General features: G+C 70.4%; 16 protein-coding genes. 8 read left to right on the top strand and 8 right to left on the bottom strand.

Going from position 1 to position 16,215, the window contains the following annotated elements:
• Positions 1–348: 348 nt before the first annotated feature.
• Complete coding sequence (locus tag ABT340_RS38885) at positions 349–1,296, top strand: AraC family transcriptional regulator (protein WP_352015939.1); 948 nt, start codon at positions 349–351, stop codon at positions 1,294–1,296.
• A 6-nt stretch (positions 1,297–1,302) separates the two neighbouring features.
• Here ABT340_RS38885 and ABT340_RS38880 read toward each other — a convergent pair whose 3' ends face one another.
• The 3 genes from ABT340_RS38880 to ABT340_RS38870 all read right to left on the bottom strand — a co-directional run bounded on the left by ABT340_RS38880 (position 1,303) and on the right by ABT340_RS38870 (position 4,416).
• A complete protein-coding gene (locus ABT340_RS38880; RefSeq protein ID WP_352015938.1) occupies positions 1,303–2,133 on the bottom strand; it encodes an NmrA family NAD(P)-binding protein in 831 nt (276 codons plus the stop codon).
• 80 nt (positions 2,134–2,213) lie between these two features.
• Positions 2,214–2,606, bottom strand: coding sequence for a DUF3224 domain-containing protein (locus ABT340_RS38875; protein WP_352015937.1), 393 nt, complete (start codon positions 2,604–2,606; stop codon positions 2,214–2,216).
• A gap of 82 nt (positions 2,607–2,688) precedes the next feature.
• A complete protein-coding gene (locus tag ABT340_RS38870) occupies positions 2,689–4,416 on the bottom strand; it encodes an ABC transporter family substrate-binding protein (protein WP_352015936.1) in 1,728 nt (575 codons plus the stop codon).
• 202 nt (positions 4,417–4,618) lie between these two features.
• Here ABT340_RS38870 and ABT340_RS38865 point away from each other — a divergent pair, with 202 nt between their 5' ends.
• Complete coding sequence (locus ABT340_RS38865) at positions 4,619–5,914, top strand: MFS transporter (protein ID WP_352015935.1); 1,296 nt, start codon at positions 4,619–4,621, stop codon at positions 5,912–5,914.
• Between the two features lie 25 nt (positions 5,915–5,939).
• Entirely contained in the window at positions 5,940–6,653 is a 714-nt protein-coding gene (locus tag ABT340_RS38860) for an aminoacyl-tRNA hydrolase (RefSeq protein WP_352015934.1), read from the top strand.
• On the opposite strand, the gene ABT340_RS38855 is transcribed toward ABT340_RS38860, so the two are convergent.
• Positions 6,640–7,647, bottom strand: a complete 1,008-nt coding sequence (locus ABT340_RS38855) for a DUF3616 domain-containing protein (protein ID WP_352015933.1) — start codon at positions 7,645–7,647, stop codon at positions 6,640–6,642. The two genes, ABT340_RS38860 and ABT340_RS38855, sit on opposite strands and share 14 nt — an antisense overlap.
• A 151-nt stretch (positions 7,648–7,798) precedes the next feature.
• Between ABT340_RS38855 and ABT340_RS38850 the strand changes: the two genes are divergently transcribed.
• The 4 genes from ABT340_RS38850 (at position 7,799) to ABT340_RS38835 (ending at position 11,618) form a co-directional block, all read left to right on the top strand.
• The gene (locus ABT340_RS38850) at positions 7,799–8,830 is read left to right on the top strand and encodes a hypothetical protein (protein ID WP_352015932.1); all 1,032 of its coding nucleotides are present in this window, start codon (positions 7,799–7,801) and stop codon (positions 8,828–8,830) included.
• 33 nt (positions 8,831–8,863) lie between these two features.
• Positions 8,864–9,454 (top strand): Maf family protein, encoded by a 591-nt coding sequence (locus ABT340_RS38845; protein WP_352015931.1) that lies wholly within the window; start codon positions 8,864–8,866, stop codon positions 9,452–9,454.
• A gap of 58 nt (positions 9,455–9,512) precedes the next feature.
• A complete protein-coding gene (locus ABT340_RS38840) occupies positions 9,513–10,301 on the top strand; it encodes an EI24 domain-containing protein (RefSeq protein ID WP_352015930.1) in 789 nt (262 codons plus the stop codon).
• Positions 10,302–10,466: 165 nt separating this feature from the next.
• The gene (locus tag ABT340_RS38835) at positions 10,467–11,618 is read left to right on the top strand and encodes a DUF4192 domain-containing protein (RefSeq protein ID WP_352015929.1); all 1,152 of its coding nucleotides are present in this window, start codon (positions 10,467–10,469) and stop codon (positions 11,616–11,618) included.
• A 5-nt stretch (positions 11,619–11,623) separates the two neighbouring features.
• Here ABT340_RS38835 and ABT340_RS38830 read toward each other — a convergent pair whose 3' ends face one another.
• Positions 11,624–11,962, bottom strand: a complete 339-nt coding sequence (locus tag ABT340_RS38830) for a hypothetical protein (protein ID WP_352015928.1) — start codon at positions 11,960–11,962, stop codon at positions 11,624–11,626.
• A 146-nt stretch (positions 11,963–12,108) separates the two neighbouring features.
• On the opposite strand from ABT340_RS38830, the gene ABT340_RS38825 reads away from it, so the two are divergent.
• On the top strand, positions 12,109–12,735 hold the full coding sequence (locus ABT340_RS38825) for a DUF1707 and DUF4870 domain-containing protein (protein ID WP_352015927.1): 627 nt from the start codon (positions 12,109–12,111) through the stop codon (positions 12,733–12,735).
• 10 nt (positions 12,736–12,745) lie between these two features.
• On the opposite strand, the gene ABT340_RS38820 is transcribed toward ABT340_RS38825, so the two are convergent.
• The 3 genes from ABT340_RS38820 to ABT340_RS38810 all read right to left on the bottom strand — a co-directional run bounded on the left by ABT340_RS38820 (position 12,746) and on the right by ABT340_RS38810 (position 16,177).
• A complete protein-coding gene (locus ABT340_RS38820; protein WP_352015926.1) occupies positions 12,746–13,504 on the bottom strand; it encodes a septal ring lytic transglycosylase RlpA family protein in 759 nt (252 codons plus the stop codon).
• Between the two features lie 619 nt (positions 13,505–14,123).
• The gene (locus ABT340_RS38815; protein WP_352015925.1) at positions 14,124–15,650 is read right to left on the bottom strand and encodes an ATP-dependent DNA ligase; all 1,527 of its coding nucleotides are present in this window, start codon (positions 15,648–15,650) and stop codon (positions 14,124–14,126) included.
• 152 nt (positions 15,651–15,802) lie between these two features.
• Positions 15,803–16,177, bottom strand: a complete 375-nt coding sequence (locus tag ABT340_RS38810; RefSeq protein ID WP_352015924.1) for an FKBP-type peptidyl-prolyl cis-trans isomerase — start codon at positions 16,175–16,177, stop codon at positions 15,803–15,805.
• Positions 16,178–16,215: the final 38 nt, after the last annotated feature.

The following is a 16,215-nucleotide window of genomic DNA, read 5'->3' as shown; positions in this document are numbered from 1 at the left end:
TTCGAGCGGCTCCTGAATACGTGCGAACGACACGCGACGGGGACCAGCGGGTACGGCGGAGGCGTTGCGCGAGGCTGCCAACAGATGTCCTTCCGGGAGGCACGGATGGAATCGACTGCGCGCATGCCAAACGCCCCGGAAGGATCCGGGGACGTGAGCGGACAGCGCGAGGGCAGCAGAATAGCGCAAATGACAAACGGGACGCCACATTTACTATGAGCGTCAACCTCTCTGCCGGGGTCAGTCTTTCACGGCGGAATCGGCCTCGTCAATTCGCCGGTGCGATGTCCATGGCACTCTGGACGGTTCGTGGCCGTAGAACCGATGCGCATGTGAGATCGTCTCGTCATGGACTTCTTTGACGACTATCTCGGGGGTGTGCGGGCGCGAGGAGCGGTGTTCTGCCGCTCGGTGGTCGAACCGCCGTGGAACGTCCGGTTCACCGGGCCGGTTCCGCTCGGCCTGGTCACCGTGCTCACCGGGGACGCCTGGATCCTCATGGACGGCTCGGCGCCGGAGCCGCTGCGCAGGGGAGACGTCGCGCTGGTCCGGGGCGGCAGGCCGTTCTCCGTCGCCGACGACCCGGCCACCCCACCCCAGATCGTCATCGAGGACGAGACCACCTGTTACACGGTCGGCGACGGGCCGGTGCTGGACGCCGACGACCTCGTCCTCGGTCCCCGGACCTGCGGGCTCAGCGACGAGGCGACCGGCACGTTCGTCGTCGCCGGGTATCCGATCCGGGGAGACGTCGGTGACCGGCTGCTGCGCTCCCTGCCGGACCTGGCGATCGTCCAGGGCGGCCAGGACCTGGCGCCGCTGCTCGGCCTGCTGGCCGTCGAGATCGTCAGTGAGGAACCGGGGCAGCAGATCGTCCTCGACCGGCTGCTCGACACGCTGCTGGTCAAGGCGTTGCGCTGCTGGTTCGCCCGCCCCGACGCCGAACCCCCCGCCGGATACCGTGCGCTGGCCGATCCGCGCGTCGGGCGTGTGCTGCGCGCCTTGCGCGACGATCCCGGCCGTCCCTGGACGGTCGCGAGCATGGCGGGGGAGGCCGGGCTGTCACGGGCCGCGTTCGCCCGGGTGTTCACCGAACTGGTCGGGACGCCGCCCATGGCGTACGTGACCGAGTGGCGGATGACCCTGGCCGCCGACATGCTTCGCGAGAACGGCGCGAGCGTGGCGTCGGTCGCCCGCCGCGTCGGCTACTCCGACGGGTTCGCGTTCAGCAACGCCTTCAAGCGCGTCCGTGGCCGTTCACCCGGCGCCCTCCTGGCCGAGGCGCGCCGTTCCTGACCCCGTTCAGGACCTCCACGCTCCGGCGGCGGCCGCCTCCTCGGCGAAGTCGCCGAAGGAACGCGGTGCCCGTCCCAGGGCGCGGTACACGCCGTCGGCGACGCGTTCACCGGCCCCGCGGGCCAGCTCCTCCATCAGGTCGGCGACGGCCTCGACGGTCCCCTCGGGGTATCCCTGCCCGGCCAGCGCGGCGGCGTAGGTCTCCCGGCTGACCGGGACATAGCGGACCCGGTGGCCCGACACGCGGGAGACGGTGGCGGCGACGTCGCCGAAGGAGAGCGCCTCGGGGCCGGTCAGCTCATAGGTCTGACCGGCGTGCCCGTCACCGGTGAGCGCGGCGACGGCGACGTCGGCGATGTCGGCCACGTCGACGAACGCCTCACGGCCCTCACCGGCGGGCAGCGCGAGCTCACCGGACATGATCGGTTCGAGCAGGAAGTCCTCGCTGAAGTTCTGCGCGAACCAGGCCGCCCGCAGGATCGTCCACTCCGGGACCGCGTCGCGCACCGATTTCTCGAACGCCTCCTGCTCCGGGTGCGCCCGGCCGTCCTCCCCGCGCGCCGACAGCAGGACGATCCGCCGGACGCCCGCCTCGGCCGCGCGGTGGGCGAAGGCGGTGACGGCGGCCGGGTCGACGAACTCGGCCATCGGGACGAGGTAGACGGCCCGCACGCCGTCCAGCGCGGGACCCCAGGTCTCCGGAGCGCCGTAGTCGAACAGGGTGCCGGTCGTGCGGGAGGCGACGCGTACGGGAATCTCCAGGTCGCGCAGGCGGGCGACCACACGGCGGCCGGTCTTGCCGCGGCCGCCCAGGACGAGAATCGGTGCTTGGCTCATGACACCATCACACCGTCTTCGGTGAGACGATCACATGGTCGTACGGCTCACACGCATGTGAGTTCGTCTCACCGGAGACCTCAGCCGAGCTCGTAGTCGAGGTGGTAGGAGTGGACGCCGTCCCTGTTGACGATGCCTCCTGTGCCGCGGACGCCCGTCAGTTCGCCGGTGCCCGAATCGGGCAGGACGTCCCAGGTCAGGGCGGACTCTCCCGCGTGCGCCGTGGCGTTGTGGTGCAGGACGAAGGTGCCCTTGCGGCCGTGCAGGGTTCCGCTGAAGCGTTCGAAGCCCGCGTAGGCCGCCGAGTCCTCGACCCGGGCCACCGCCGTGATGATGTCGGTGGTGCTGGTGCCCACAAGGTCTCCGGAGAAGGTCTTGGTCACGTGGACGAGGGAGAGCGTCGCGCCCTCGGCCTCGTCGTAGGTCTCCGGCTCCCAGCTGTCCAGAGTGAATGTGCCGTCCGCGCGGGGCATGGGGATCTCCTTGCTCGTCCGAGGTACGGTCCCCATCGTGCCGCCCGTACCTGTCATCTTCTGTCAGCTATGACGCCGTGGGTCAGGACAGGCTCCACCGGTCCATGTTCCAGGTGATGGTCGACTGGGCCGGGTTCGGCACGACGTTGCCGATCTTCTCGTCCCACGCGCTCAGGCTCGCGTGCTGGAAGAGCGGAATGGTGGCCACGTCCTCCCACAACTGCTTCTCGATCTCTCCGATGATGGGGATCTGCGCGTTCAGGTCGACGGTCGCGTTCAGCTTCCTGATGAGCCGGTCGACCCTTCTGCTCGAATAACAGCCGTTGTTGTTGCCCTTGCTCTCCCCGTCACACCTCACGGGCGTGGTGTAGGTGGAGGCCCAGCCGCTGACCAGGGCCGAAGCCGACCAGGCGAACAGCGCGACGTCGTAGCCGTTGGCGGGCATCACGGTGCCGAAGAAGTCGTCGGATCCCTTGTCGACGACCTTGAAGCCCGCCTTGTCACAGGCGTTGATGATCAGTTGCACCTCGACCGTGCGCCGCGGGTTCGGGGTCTGGTAGCCGATCTTGACCTCCACCCCGGTCTTGCCCGCCTCGGCCACCAGGGCCCTGGCGCCTTCGATGTCCTGCTTCCCGTAGACCCCCGCACCGCCCGAGGCGGCGATGACCGCCGCGGCGTTGGCCTGGAACGGCGCCACGTTGCGGATCTCCAGGGGTTTGGCGTTCGGGATCACCGGCTTGATCAGGCTGTCAACGATGAGTTGCCTGGGCACGCACTTGGCGAAGGCCTGGCGCAGTCTCTTGTCCTTGAAGGGGCTTGAGTCGACGTTGAAGTCCAGGTGTTCGTAGGTGTACTGGTCGGCGACGTTGACCTTGACGCCCTTGATCTGCCTCAGTTCCTTGAGCACGCCGGGTCCCGGCTGCGGCTCGATGATCTGGACCTCCCGGTCGTGCAGGGCCTCGGCCTGCTCGTCGAGGGTGATGAAGCGCTCGATGATGGTCGGGGTCGCCGCCGGGGTGCCCCACCACCTGTCGTTGGCGACGAGGGTCAGGGACTGTCCCGTGTCCATCTTGGAGAGCTTGTAGGGGCCGGAGGACGGGATCAGCTCGGCGGGGGGAAGCGAGACCTCGGAGACCCAGCCGTCGTTGAAGAACTTGATGGCCTTTTCGAGCTTCTTCGCGTCACGCGCCTTGACGGCCGCGATGAACTCGTCCTCGGACAGGCCGCCCTGCCTCTCCACGACGTGGGCGGGCAGCAGTTCGGTCGCGCCGGGCCCGCCCGCGATCCAGTCGGCGAAGGGCTTGTCGTAGACGAGGGAGAAACTCCTGCCGCCCTTCTCGCACGCGGGCAGCCTGGTGTCCTCGACGCCGGTCGTGCCGGAGGTGGAGAAGCCCTTGATCTTCCCGGACTTGAACCCCCACCACAGCAGCACGTCGTCGCAGTCGATCGGGGTGCCGTCGGACCAGACGGCCTTGTCGCTGATCGTGTACTCGACCGTCAGCGGGTCGTCCGAGGTCTTGACGTAGCGGCCGAAGTCCCTGTCGGGGGTGATCTCGCCGTTCTCCCCGTAGAACCAGAAGCCGGTCAGGACGCGTTGCAGCGGTCCGGCGTTGCGTGTGGCGTTCTCGGCGGCGGTGTTGTTGTTGTAGGAGTGGAACTCCTGCTCATAGGCATAGGTGATGCTCCTGGCCCCCGAAGAGACCGGCTCCGAGGTGGCCGGTCCGGAGTCGCCGACTCCGCAGGCGCCCAGCACGAGAACCCCCCCGACCAGCGCTGACAGGAACCTGCCAGACCTCCGCGCATGGAACACGCTAGAACTCCTTAGTAGCCCGGCGCGCTCGCTCGCCGACCTCGGTCGAGCAAAGCTGAACACCATCCCATATTTCCGACAAGTGGGACGAGCCGGGTGTTGTACATCTGAGACAGGTCATCTCTCTTATGGCCTGATTCTTGCGGATATTGGCTCTTGGGCCACTCGTGGGCCCGACAAACCACCCTCCATGATGGGCCACATGACAACCACCCCTCTTCGCACGCGCACGCGTGGGGTGCATCGCGCCTGGATCGTGGCGGGAGTCGCGTTCGTAGCGATCCTCGGCGCCGCCGGGTTCCGAGCGACCCCCGGCGTGCTGATCACCCCCCTGCAGGAGGAGTTCGGCTGGTCACGCGGCACGATCTCGCTGGCCGTCTCGGTCAACCTCATGCTGTACGGCCTCACCGCTCCCTTCGCCGCCGCCCTCATGGACCGCTTCGGCATGCGCAGGGTCGTGTCGTGCGCGCTGCTGCTCGTCGCGGCGGGCAGCGGCCTGACCATCCTGATGAACGCCCCCTGGCAGCTCGTCCTGTGCTGGGGCGTGCTGGTCGGGCTGGGCACCGGCTCGATGGCCCTGGTCTTCGCCGCCACGCTCACCGACCGCTGGTTCGTCCGTCATCGGGGTCTCGTCACCGGCGTCCTCACCGCGGGCGGCGCGACCGGGCAGCTCGTCTTCCTGCCCGTCCTGGCCTCCCTGGCCCAGACCTCGGGATGGCGTACGGCCTCGGCCACGGTGGCCGGGGCGGCCCTGGTCGTCGTCCCCCTCGTGTGGTTCCTGTTGCGCGACCACCCGGCGGAGGCGGGCACGACCGCCCTGGGCGCCGACCCCCGTGATCCTGCTCCGGTGCCCGGTCCCACGACCAGGGGCGGAGCCGCGGCACGGGCCCTGGCCGTACTGGGGCGAGCGGCCCGCACCCGGTCCTTCTGGCTGCTCGCCGGAGGGTTCGCGATCTGCGGGATGAGCACGAACGGCCTGGTCGGCACGCACTTCATCCCCGCCGCCCACGACCACGGCATGTCGGAACCGGTCGCGGCGGGACTGCTCGCGGTCATCGGGATCTTCGACGTCGTCGGGACGATCGCCTCGGGCTGGCTGAGTGACCGGGTGGACTCCAGAGTCCTGCTCGGCGTCTACTACGCGCTGCGCGGACTGTCACTGATGGTGCTGCCCAGCCTGTTCTCGGCGACGGCCGAGCCCAGCATGCTCGTCTTCATCATCTTCTACGGCCTCGACTGGGTCGCGACCGTGCCGCCCACGGTCGCGCTGTGCCGCCAGGTCTACGGGGCCGACGCCCCGGTGGTCTTCGGCTGGGTCTTCGCCTCCCACCAGGTGGGCGCGGCCATCGCCGCGGTGGGCGCGGGACTCACCCGCGACCTGTTCGGCGCCTACGACCTCGCCTGGTACGTCGCGGGCGCCCTGTGCCTGGTCGCCGCCCTCATGTCGGTCTCCGTCGTGGCCGCCAGGGCCTCCGAGAGGAACACCGTCTCCGTCTAGGGAGCGGAGAGGGCATGCTTGGAGGGTGAGTGAGACGGAAGTGAGCGGTCAGAGGGTGCTCCCGCTGGTGGTGCGGATCGAGCGGGCTGACCCGCCACGGCGCACCGACGCCCTTGAGGCGGCGGCGCTCGCCGTGCTCACGCTGCTCGACGACCCCCGCGCGGCGGACGGCGGCGAGTGGGCCGAACAGGTCAAGGCGTGGGAGACCCTCGGGATCAGGAAGGTCGTACGGCGCGCCCGCGGCGCCGAGTGGCGCCGGGTGCTCGACCTGCCCGGCATCACCGTCACCTCGGGCACCGCGGAGGTCCGGGTCCACCCTCCGGTCCCGCTCGACGACTGGCCCAGAGACCTGTCCAGGCTCCAGGTCTCCGGCACCGACCTGACCGACCCCGAGGAGCCGGGCCCCGCGCCGGACGGGGACGCGCTGCTCTGGGTCAATCCCACCCTGGAGATGTCGGCGGGCAAGACCATGGCCCAGGTGGGACACGCCGCCCAGCTCGCCTGGTGGGGGAGCGACGAGGCGGCCAGACGGTCCTGGCGTGAGCGGGGCCTGATCTGCGCGGTGCGCACCGCCGAGACCGGGCGGTGGGCCGGGCTGACCGGTTCCGGCCTGCCCACGGTCAGGGACGCCGGGTTCACCGAGATCGCGCCCGGCTCGTGCACGGTCGTCGCGGACGCGCCGTGGCTACGCGGGGAAGGCTTCCGCCCGGCCGCCTCCGGCCCTCTCAGGTCAGCCTGACGACGTCGGCGAGCACACCCCCCTCGGGGGTCAGCCGCCAAGCCGCCGGGCTGTCGTAGACCACCAGCAGGTGCTCGTCGTCGAGCATGGTCATTCCCTCCGCGTGGTCGTCGCCGTCGCCGTAGGGCAGGTCCATCACCAGCCGGGGATCGTGCTCGACGGACGGCGTCTCCCCCGGGGTCCAGCGCAGCAGCCGTACCGGGCCGTCGAGATCCATGGTCGGCCCCGCCAGGATCATCAGGTCCCCCTGGTGCGGGCACAGGTCCCGGATGCCGAGACCGCCGAGGTTCAGGAAGTGCATCCGGTACGGCTCGCCGTCGATCGGGGCCGGCAGCAGCCGTTCGGGGCGGCGCGGGTCGCTCTCGGGACGGATCTCGAGCAGTACGGCCCAGCCGCGCAGCACGGGCCCGCGCAGGCCGACGAAGACGCGCTCGCCGAGCACCGCGATGCCCTCGATGTCCAGGCCGTTGTCCTTGCCGGGGATCTTCAGGAAGGGAGCGAGGTAGGGGTCGTCGGCCATCAGGTCGGCCAGGTTCCTGCCGCGTCCCGACAGGATCGCCGCGGTGCGGGTGCCGTCCGCGCGGACCGGCCGCGAACCGACGAGCGGCAACCGCATGAGGACGTAGCGGTTCTCCTCGCGTACGAGGCTGCCGAGCCTGCGCAGGGACTTGCCGACGGGGTGGTCCCGCTTGACACGCTTCCGCTTGAGGCTGTGCGAGCCGATCGCCCACAACCAGCCGTCGGCCCTGGCCAGTCCCTCGATGTCGGCCTCGTCGTCGGGACCCGCGGGCAGGTCGACGAAGTCGGCCAGGGCGTAGGTGCGCTGGTCGTCGTAGCGGCCCTCACGGAGGGTCAGGTACTCCAGGGTCGCGGTCTCGTCACCCGCGAGCCAGAGGCCCGTGCCGTCGGAGCGGACGGCGGACAGGTTCGTGTGGGTCCTCGCGTCACGGGAGGTGACATGGAAACGGAGTTCTACCCGGCGTTCTGCAAGCACGGTGGCATCATGGCAGGAAGGTGCAAGAAGGGGCATATCGGACTGAAGAGCGGGAGGGTACTCGTTCCCTAAGTGTGATGGGGATCGTGCACGAGAAAACCGGATTTGTCGTACGCTCCCGATCGTGCTCGATGGGGTGGGTGGGACTGAGGTGACCCGGGAAACGGGTGCCGTACCGACGCGTGCGACCGACGGGACGGACCCGTCAGAGCCGCGGAGGACGTCCGTCCCCGGCCCGCCGAGGCCGCCGAAGCGCTCCCGCATCGGCGACCTGTCGATGCGCGTCGTCTACCGGATGCTGGCCGTGGCCGTGGTGGTGGTCGTCACCGTCGTGGCCGTCGTGGCCGCCCTGGTCCTCTCCGGCACCTCCGAACGACCGGGCGAGGGGCGGTCGGGGCAGGTCGCCGCGCCACCTGCCGCGACGCCCTCGCCCGGTTCCAGCTCCCCGCAGGCCTCGCCGGTCGCCTCCCCGGCGGTCCTGGCCGGTGAGGGGACCGTCGCCTCCGCCTCTCCCTCGGCCTCTCCTTCCGCCTCTTCTTCGGCCGCGGAGACCTCGACGGCGTCACCCTCTCCCTTGTCCTCGTCCTCGCCGATGTCCTCACCGACCGCGTTGGAGGAGGTCGCGCGTGACCGGAGCGCGGTCGTGGCGGCCCTCGCCGATCACCGCGTCCCCGACCTGCCGCGCAACAAGAAGCTCGCCCGGCTGCCCGGCAAGGCCCACAAGGGCAAGCGTCTGCTGAAGGACCGCAGGGCGGGCGTCTGGCTCGCCAGGCTGGGCAAGCCGTGGAAGATCTTCGGGGCCGCGCCGTTCTCGACCAAGCAGGTCCTGCCGAAGGTCAAGGGGGCGCCCGTCAGGGCGATGCTCGTCAGCTGCCCGGTGCCCATCCAGGCGCAGCGCCACGCCAAGGACACCGCGCTGCTGGCCGCCCGATGGACGCTCAACCACCACCCCAAGGGCTCCAGGATCTCCTGGTTCGCCTCGCAGCCGATCAAGAAGGGGTGGCTGCTCGCCTACAAGGTGAAGTACAAGGTCAAGGGCAAGGCCCGCTTCTCGGTGGCCGCCGTCGCCGTGACGCGGGGTTCCGGCCCACGGCCCGCCATGGTCTTCGTGACCGTCCCCGACACCCAGCGCGCCTACTGGCGCGACATCAACACCGCGGTCTCCTCCATCAGGCCGAAGTAACGGACGTCCCGCGGGACGCTAGGCTCGGTCGGCGTGACCCGGATCGTTCTCGCCTCCGCCTCTCCCGCCCGCCTCGCCCTGCTCCGCAGCGCCGGGCTCGACCCCAAGGTGATCGTCAGCGGGGTGGACGAGGAGGCCGTGACCGCGGACAGTCCGGCCGAACTCTGCCTGGCCCTGGCCGTGGCCAAGGCGTCGGTCGTCGCGCGTGACCTCACCTCCGGCCTCGTCGTCGGCTGCGACTCGGTGCTCGAACTGGACGGTCGGGCGTACGGCAAGCCGGCCTCGCCGCAGGAGGCCGTCGCCCGCTGGAAGTCCATGCGCGGCCGTCAGGGGCGGCTGCTCACCGGCCACTGCGTGATCGACGCCTCCGACGGCCGGCAGGTCGCGGAGGTGGGGGCGACCGTCGTGCGCTTCGGGAACCCCGGCGACGAGGAGATCGCCGCCTACGTGGCCACCGGCGAACCTCTGCGGGTGGCGGGCGCCTTCACGCTGGACGGTCCGGGAGGCTGGTTCGTCGAGGGCATCGACGGCGACCACGGCAACGTCCTGGGCATCTCCCTGCCCCTCCTGCGCCGCCTTCTCGGCGAACTCGGCGTCTCCGTTCCCACCCTCTGGCAGTCCTGATCCCTCTCCGAGCCGGAAGCGTCGCGCGGCGATCCGCCGATGCCGCTAATCTTCCGGCATGGGTCATTTCCGCTCCTTCGTGGACGGTGCCGGGTTCTTCTTCCAGGGACTGCGCTGGGTCGCGAGGAACCCCCGCTGGTGGCTGTTCGGGCTGATCCCCGCCCTGATCGTCTTCATCCTCTACGCGGCAGGGCTCTACTGGCTCGGCACCCACGCCACCGACATCGCCGAATGGGCGACGCCGTTCGCCTCGGGATGGGCGCACGCGGCGCAGACGGCCCTGCGGACCCTGGTCGGCCTGGCGATCTTCGGCGCCGGGCTGGTCCTGTTCGTGGTGACCTTCACCGCGGTGACGCTGATCGTCGGTGAACCCTTCTACGAGAAGCTCTCCGAACGGGTCGAGCTGTCCTACGGCGACCTGCCCGCCGGGCCCGACCTTCCGCTGTGGAAGACGATCCCCAGGTCGATCAGGGACAGCCTCATCACCCTGTGGTACGTGCTGCTGTTCACCGTTCCGCTGTTCTTCCTCGGTTTCGTCCCGGTGGTCGGGCAGACGGTCGTGCCGGTGCTCGGCGCCCTGGTCTCGGGCTTCTTCCTGACCGTGGAACTGACCGCGCTGGCCATGGAGCGCAGGGGCATGGCGCGTAAGGAGCGCTTCGCGGTCCTGCGCCGGAACAAGATGCGCGCCCTCGGGTTCGGCGTGCTGATCTTCCTGATCTTCCTCATCCCGCTGGCCTCCGTCGTGGCGATGCCCGCGGCGGTGGCGGGTGCGGCGGTCATGGTCAGGTCACGGCTGGGCGTGTCAGGGCCCGCCACGGGCGCTCCGGAGATCCACGAGAGGGCCTGAACCCGGGGTCTGAGCCCGCTCGGCCGGAGGCCGCGGCGGCGCAACCCTGGCTTTCTGCTCAAACGGGATAACGGGGCCTGTGGGCAACCGGCGGCCACCCTCTCGTTGTCCACAGAACCGCGTTCGGTCGCCTGGCGGGGCGGGAAGCGAACGATGCTTTCCGCCATGACAACCGACGTTCCCGCTCCGCCCACCCCCTCCTCCCCGACGCCCGGCCTCCTGCTCGCCTCCACGCAGGACGTCCTCGGCGCGGTGCCCTACCTCGTGGGCTTCCACCCCTCGGACAGCCTGGTCGTCATCGGGCTGAAGGGCAGGCCTCCCCGCTGCAGGCTGCATCTCACCGTCCGCTGGGATCTGCCCCTCGCCCCTCCCGGTCCCGGCAGGCTCCTGCCGCTGCTGGCGGAGGAGGGCATCACCCAGGTCATCGTCGTCGGGTACGGCCCCGGCACGCTGGTGACCCCGGCCGTGGACCTGGCCGTCGGGCTGTTTCGCCGGTCGGGCGTCACGGTGGTCGACGCGCTGCGGGCCGAGGACGGCCGCTACTGGTCCTACACGTGCTCCCGCGCCGGCTGCTGTCCCGCCGACGGCACACCGTACGACCGCGAGACGGGTGTCGTGGCGACCAAGGCGATCGTGCACGGCCTGGTCGCGCTGCCCGACAGGCAGACCCTGGAGCGTTCCCTCGACCCCGTGGACGGTGCGGCGCGCCTGGCCGTACGCCGCGCGACCGCACGCGTCACGCGGGAACTGAGGGCCGCGCTCACCGGGAGCGACGACCCCGGAGGGCTCGCCGCGGAGTTCGTCGCCGACGGGGTGGCGCGGGTGCGTTCGGCGATCGCCCTGCACGCCTCCGGCGGGCGGCTGTCCGACGAGGAGGCGGTCAGGCTGGGCTTCGCCCTCGCGGTGGTCCGGATCCGCGACGAGGCGTGGGCGCTGATCACCGACCACGCCGCGGCCGTCCCGCCGAGCGCCCCGATGAGCGTCCCCGACGCCTGTGCCGGGCTGTGGCGTGACCTCACCCGCAGGCTGGAGCCGAGGTTCGTGCCTCCGGTCGCGTCCCTGCTGGGCGCCGCGGCCTGGTGCCGGGGCGACTCCGCTCTGGCGGGCATCGCACTCTCCCGCGCGTGTGAGATCGACCCGGGTTACTCGATGGCCAATCTGCTCATGTGCGCGTTACGGCACATGCTTCCACCACGGGTGCTCAGAGAGAGGATGCCCGGCCCGCAGGAACTCGACAGAGAGATGGGGGCTCCCCGCATGGCCTGGCTGCTGCCGATGATCGCGTTACTGGAGGAGCCTGAGGTCTCCGCGGAGTGACCCGCTCAACCCTCGGCGCGCTTGCGCCGCTCGTTGTAGGCCCGCATCCGGGCGGGATAGCCGGTCAGTTGCACGTCGTAGACCGGGAGGGCGAGGTCGCGGGCCACCTTCTTGATCACCGCGGGCGAGCCGACCCGGCGGCGTGTCCACTCGCCGTCGTCCGCGATCGCCATCGCGGTGGTGTCGGTCGCGAATGTCTCGGGCTCGACATAGAACTCGACACCCTGGCGTGACTTCGCGAAGGCGATGAGCGCCTCGACGTCGGAGTCGGTTGCCTCTCGGTCGAACTTGGCGATCTTCGGCCCACGCAGACGCCTTAAACCATAGCGATCACGCCATCTCATGCCTCCTTGTATACATCCCCTGGTCCTTTCATGGTGAAAGCCCAGGGTGGACTCTAAGGGACATCCAAGGGTTCACCCGGATGGACCAGCCAAAAGTTGTCACTGAATATTGGATCGACGGCTGAAACGAAAGGTATGTCGGTTCTATGACAGGCACAGTGACACCGGCGGCGGGCCCATGGCGCGGCGGCGCACCCCTTTCCAGCCCCGGATTCGAGCACGCCGGGCTCCGGGTGAGCAACCAGGACCGGGAACAGGTGGTCGAGCACCTCAAGGCCGCCTACGCCGAGGGACGTCTTGACAAGATCGAGTTCGACGACAGGCTCGGGCGGGCGATGACGGCCCGCGTCCACGCCGACCTCATGCCGATCATGCACGAGCTGTACGGCTCACGCCCGCCCATGCCCGCGCCGTACCCGTTCACGCAGGCGGCGCCGGTCCACCACCGGGCAGGGGAGCTCACGGGAGGAGACCGGCTGGGGGCGGCGGCCGCGCACCTGCTCCCGTTGACCGGCCTGCTCGCGATCGGCCCGTTGATCATGATGCTGACCGCGGGCAAGACCTCGCCCTATGTCCGCAGGCACGCGGTCGAGGCGCTCAACTTCCAGCTCACCCTGCTCGGCGTGACCGTGCTGCTGGCCATCACGGTCGTGGGCACGGTCCTGCTGCCGGTGGTCTGGCTCGGGGGCATGGCGCTCTCGGTGATCGGAGGCATGGCGGCGCTGGGTGAGGGCGGTTTCCACTATCCGTTCACGATGCGGCCGGTGAGGTAGACGGCCGGGCTCACCTGGCCAGCACCTCGTATCTGACGCGCATGACTCCGGCGTTGACGCTGCCGATCGCGGAGAAGGCGGCCCTTGACAGGTCGAGGCAGCGCCCGCCGATGTAGGGACCCCGGTCGTTGATCCTGACCGTGACCGACTCGCCGTTGGCGGGGTTGGTGACCCGGACCCTGCTGCCCATGGGGAGGGTTTTGTGCGCGGCGGTCATCGCGTTCGGGTTGAACCGCTCACCGCTGGCGGTCATCTGTCCCTCCGCGTAGTAGGACGCGCCACAGGACCCGCTTGAGATCACACGAGCCCTGGGTTTCGCGGCCTTCTTGGTTCTTCTCGGGGCGCTGTCGGTCACCCGGGCGGCGGTGGGGGAGGGGGAAGGTGACGTGCTCGTCCCCTCGGCGGGGGAGCCGGGGGAGGGCGAGCCCTGAGGGGCGGTCGCTGTGCCGGAGGGGGGTACGGCGGGGCCCGAGGGGGACGCGTCAGGGGCGGCCGGGGAGGCACCGGGGGCGCCGGGGGAGGGGGCGGTGCCGGCGGGGGCGGTTCCAGGGGGTCGGGGGGTGTCCTGGGGCTGAGGGGCGCTCTGCCGGGCACCGGTGAGGGCGACGGTCGTCGCCAGGCGGGCGTCGTCTCCGCTGGAGACCGCCCATGCGGTCGCGGAGATCACGGCGATCACGGTGACGCCCGCCGCCAGGGCGGCGATCCGCCGTCTGTTGTGAGGAGGGCTCTTCGGGGGAGTGGGGGAGGGGGTGTGTGAGTGCAGGCCCAAGGGAAACCACGGTCCAAGGTAGGGAGCAGGGCAGGGGACCGTACGGGGGCGGAGGGGGCGGGGGCGCACCGGCCGGTCCCGTCGGCGGGGTGCAGGGGTGCTTCCCGCCGTGACGTGGGCCGACCATATGCGACAAAGATGAAGTAAAGCCACGTTAATGGGATATAAAGTGATTTATGTCACTTTCCATGATAAATGATAATGAAAGTGCTGATGATCGCCGTTTCTGGGCGCGCGGGGCTGGGCCAGGGCGGAATCGTGATCCACGACGGTCTCTGGGCCCGGTGATCTCTCGAACGACCTTCCCAGGCCGGGAAAAGAGAATTGATCACCGCGTCGTCCCCGGTGGGAGCCCATGTCAGGCGGTACGAGAAGTGCGGGCCGGGAAATCACAGGAAACGCGGTCGTTCCATCGGCCTCTTGCGCAACAAAGGTTTTCCGGTGCCCCAGAAATCCCACCACGCCCGAACGAGCGGCCCGGATCCGATGCCCCGGAAACCCCGTCACGTCCCAACGGGGCCCGGATCGAATGACTCACGGGCCGGAAACGGCACACGGCGACGACCGCGAACACAACGACGGAAAGCCGCCGAAGACCGGAACGCGCCGGGACGTCGTCTCAGAACATGAGGGTGCGCACGGTCTCCACCGTGTCGGCCTGGGCGGCGCCCTTGTCCGGGCGGTAACGCAGGACCCGGGCGAAGCGCAGCGCCATCCCCCCGGGATAGCGGCTGGACCGCTGGACGCCGTCGAAGGCGATCTCGACGACCAGTTCGGGACGGACCGGGACCACCCAGCCGTCCGCCGGGCCGTCGGCGAGTGAGAGGAGGCGCTCGGTCTGCCAGGCGAGCAGTTCGTCGGTCAGCCCCTTGAAGGTCTTGCCGAGCATGACGAACCCGCCCGTCACGGGGTCACGGGCCCCCAGGTGCAGGTTGGACAGCCGCCCCTCACGGCGGCCGTGCCCCCACTCGGCGGCCAGGACGACCAGGTCGAGGGTGTGCCGGGGCTTCACCTTGACCCAGCCCGCCCCACGTCTGCCCGCCGCGTACGGCGCCAGCAGAGACTTGACCACCACCCCCTCGTGGCCTCCCCTGATCACGTCCCGGTAGAACTCCTCGGCGCTTTCTGCGTCCTCGGTGACCAGCCGGGGGGTCACCAGCTCCGGGGGGAGGGCCCCGGCCAGGGCCGCGTGCCTGACCTGGCCGGGCTGGTCGAGCAGGTCGGCGCCGTCGACCCGCAGCGCGTCGAAGAAGAACACGCTCAGCGGGGTCCTGCCGCGCACCGCGGCGACGTCGGTGCGGCTGGAGACGCGGCCCGAGGTGATCTGGAAGGGCTCGGGACGGCCGTCGGGGCGCAGCGCGATGACCTCGCCGTCCAGCACCAGGTCCTGGGAGGGCAGAGCGCCGACCGCCTCGGCGACCTCGGGAACCTGGGCGGTGATGTCGTCGAGCGTCCGGGTGAAGACGGACACCGTGTCGCCGGAACGGTGGGCCTGGATCCGTATGCCGTCCAGCTTCCACTCGACGGCGGCGGGGGCGCCGACCCTGCCGAGGGCGGCGGCCACGGAGGTGGCGCTCTGCGCCAGCATCGGTGCGACCGGGCGGCCGACCTCCAGGCGGAAGGCGCGCAGCGCCTCGACCCCGCCGCCGAGGGCGGCGGCCCCGACGGCGGGCAGCCAGCCGCGCAGCGTCAGCGCCCGCCTGACCTCCGTGGCCGGGACCTCGGCCGCCTTGGCGATCGCCTCGACCATCACCCCGTCGAGCGCGCCCTGCCGCAGCTCACCGCGGAGCAGCCGGGACAGGAACGCCTGCTCCTGGCGGGTGGCGGCGCCGAACAGCTCGGTGACCAGGGCCCTGCGCGCGGACTGGGAGCCGGGGCCCGCCTGGGCCTTGATGCGGTCGAGGAGGCCGTCCACCTGCTGCAGGGTCGCGGTCGCCGCCAGGCGTGGGTCGGGCGGATCCTGCAGGCTCGCCCAGCCGACGCCGACGTTGCGCTGGGGCAGTTCTCCCGAGAGGTAGGCGATGGCGATCTCCGCCTCGCCGGGACCGGTCCTGCCGAGAAACTCCGCCAGATGACGGATCTTCGCGAGCCTGGCGGGGTCGGCGGACACCGCCGCGGAGGTGCGGACAAGGTCGATCAGCAGCACGGGTTCAGCCTATGAGCCACCGGTGACATTTCACCGACGCGGGTCCGGCCTTTTCGGCGCGCCGAGGCCTCTCCGCACGCGACCGGAGCCCGGGCCGGCATGGGAACGGGCCGCCCCGGAAGGGGACGGCCCGTTCACGGGTTCGTGTGGGGTCAGCTGACGCCGAGCAGGTCCACGACGAAGATGAGCGTCTCGCCCGGCTTGATGCGGGCGCCCGCGCCGCGGTTGCCGTAGCCGAGGTGCGGCGGGATGGTGAGACGGCGGCGGCCGCCGACCTTCATGCCCGCGACGCCCTGGTCCCAGCCGGCGATGACCCGGCCGCCACCGAGCGGGAACTGGAAGGCTTCGCCACGGTTCCAGGAGGCGTCGAACTCCTCGCCGGTGGAGAAGGCGACGCCGACATAGTGCACGCTGACCTGGTGGCCCGACTTGGCCTCAGGACCGTCTCCTTCGATGAGATCGACGATCTGCAGTTCCGCGGGCGGCGCGCCCTCCGGGAAGTCGATCTCAGGCTTCTCCAGTGCCACGTTGGTCTCCTTGGTTGGGTGCGCGTCGGTTGATGCAC

The organism is Streptosporangium sp. NPDC000239, from assembly GCF_040300765.1.
Taxonomy (GTDB): Bacteria; Actinomycetota; Actinomycetes; order Streptosporangiales; family Streptosporangiaceae; genus Streptosporangium.
The sequence above is the reverse complement of the archived record's forward strand: the minus strand, read 5'-3'. Positions and strand labels throughout refer to the sequence as shown.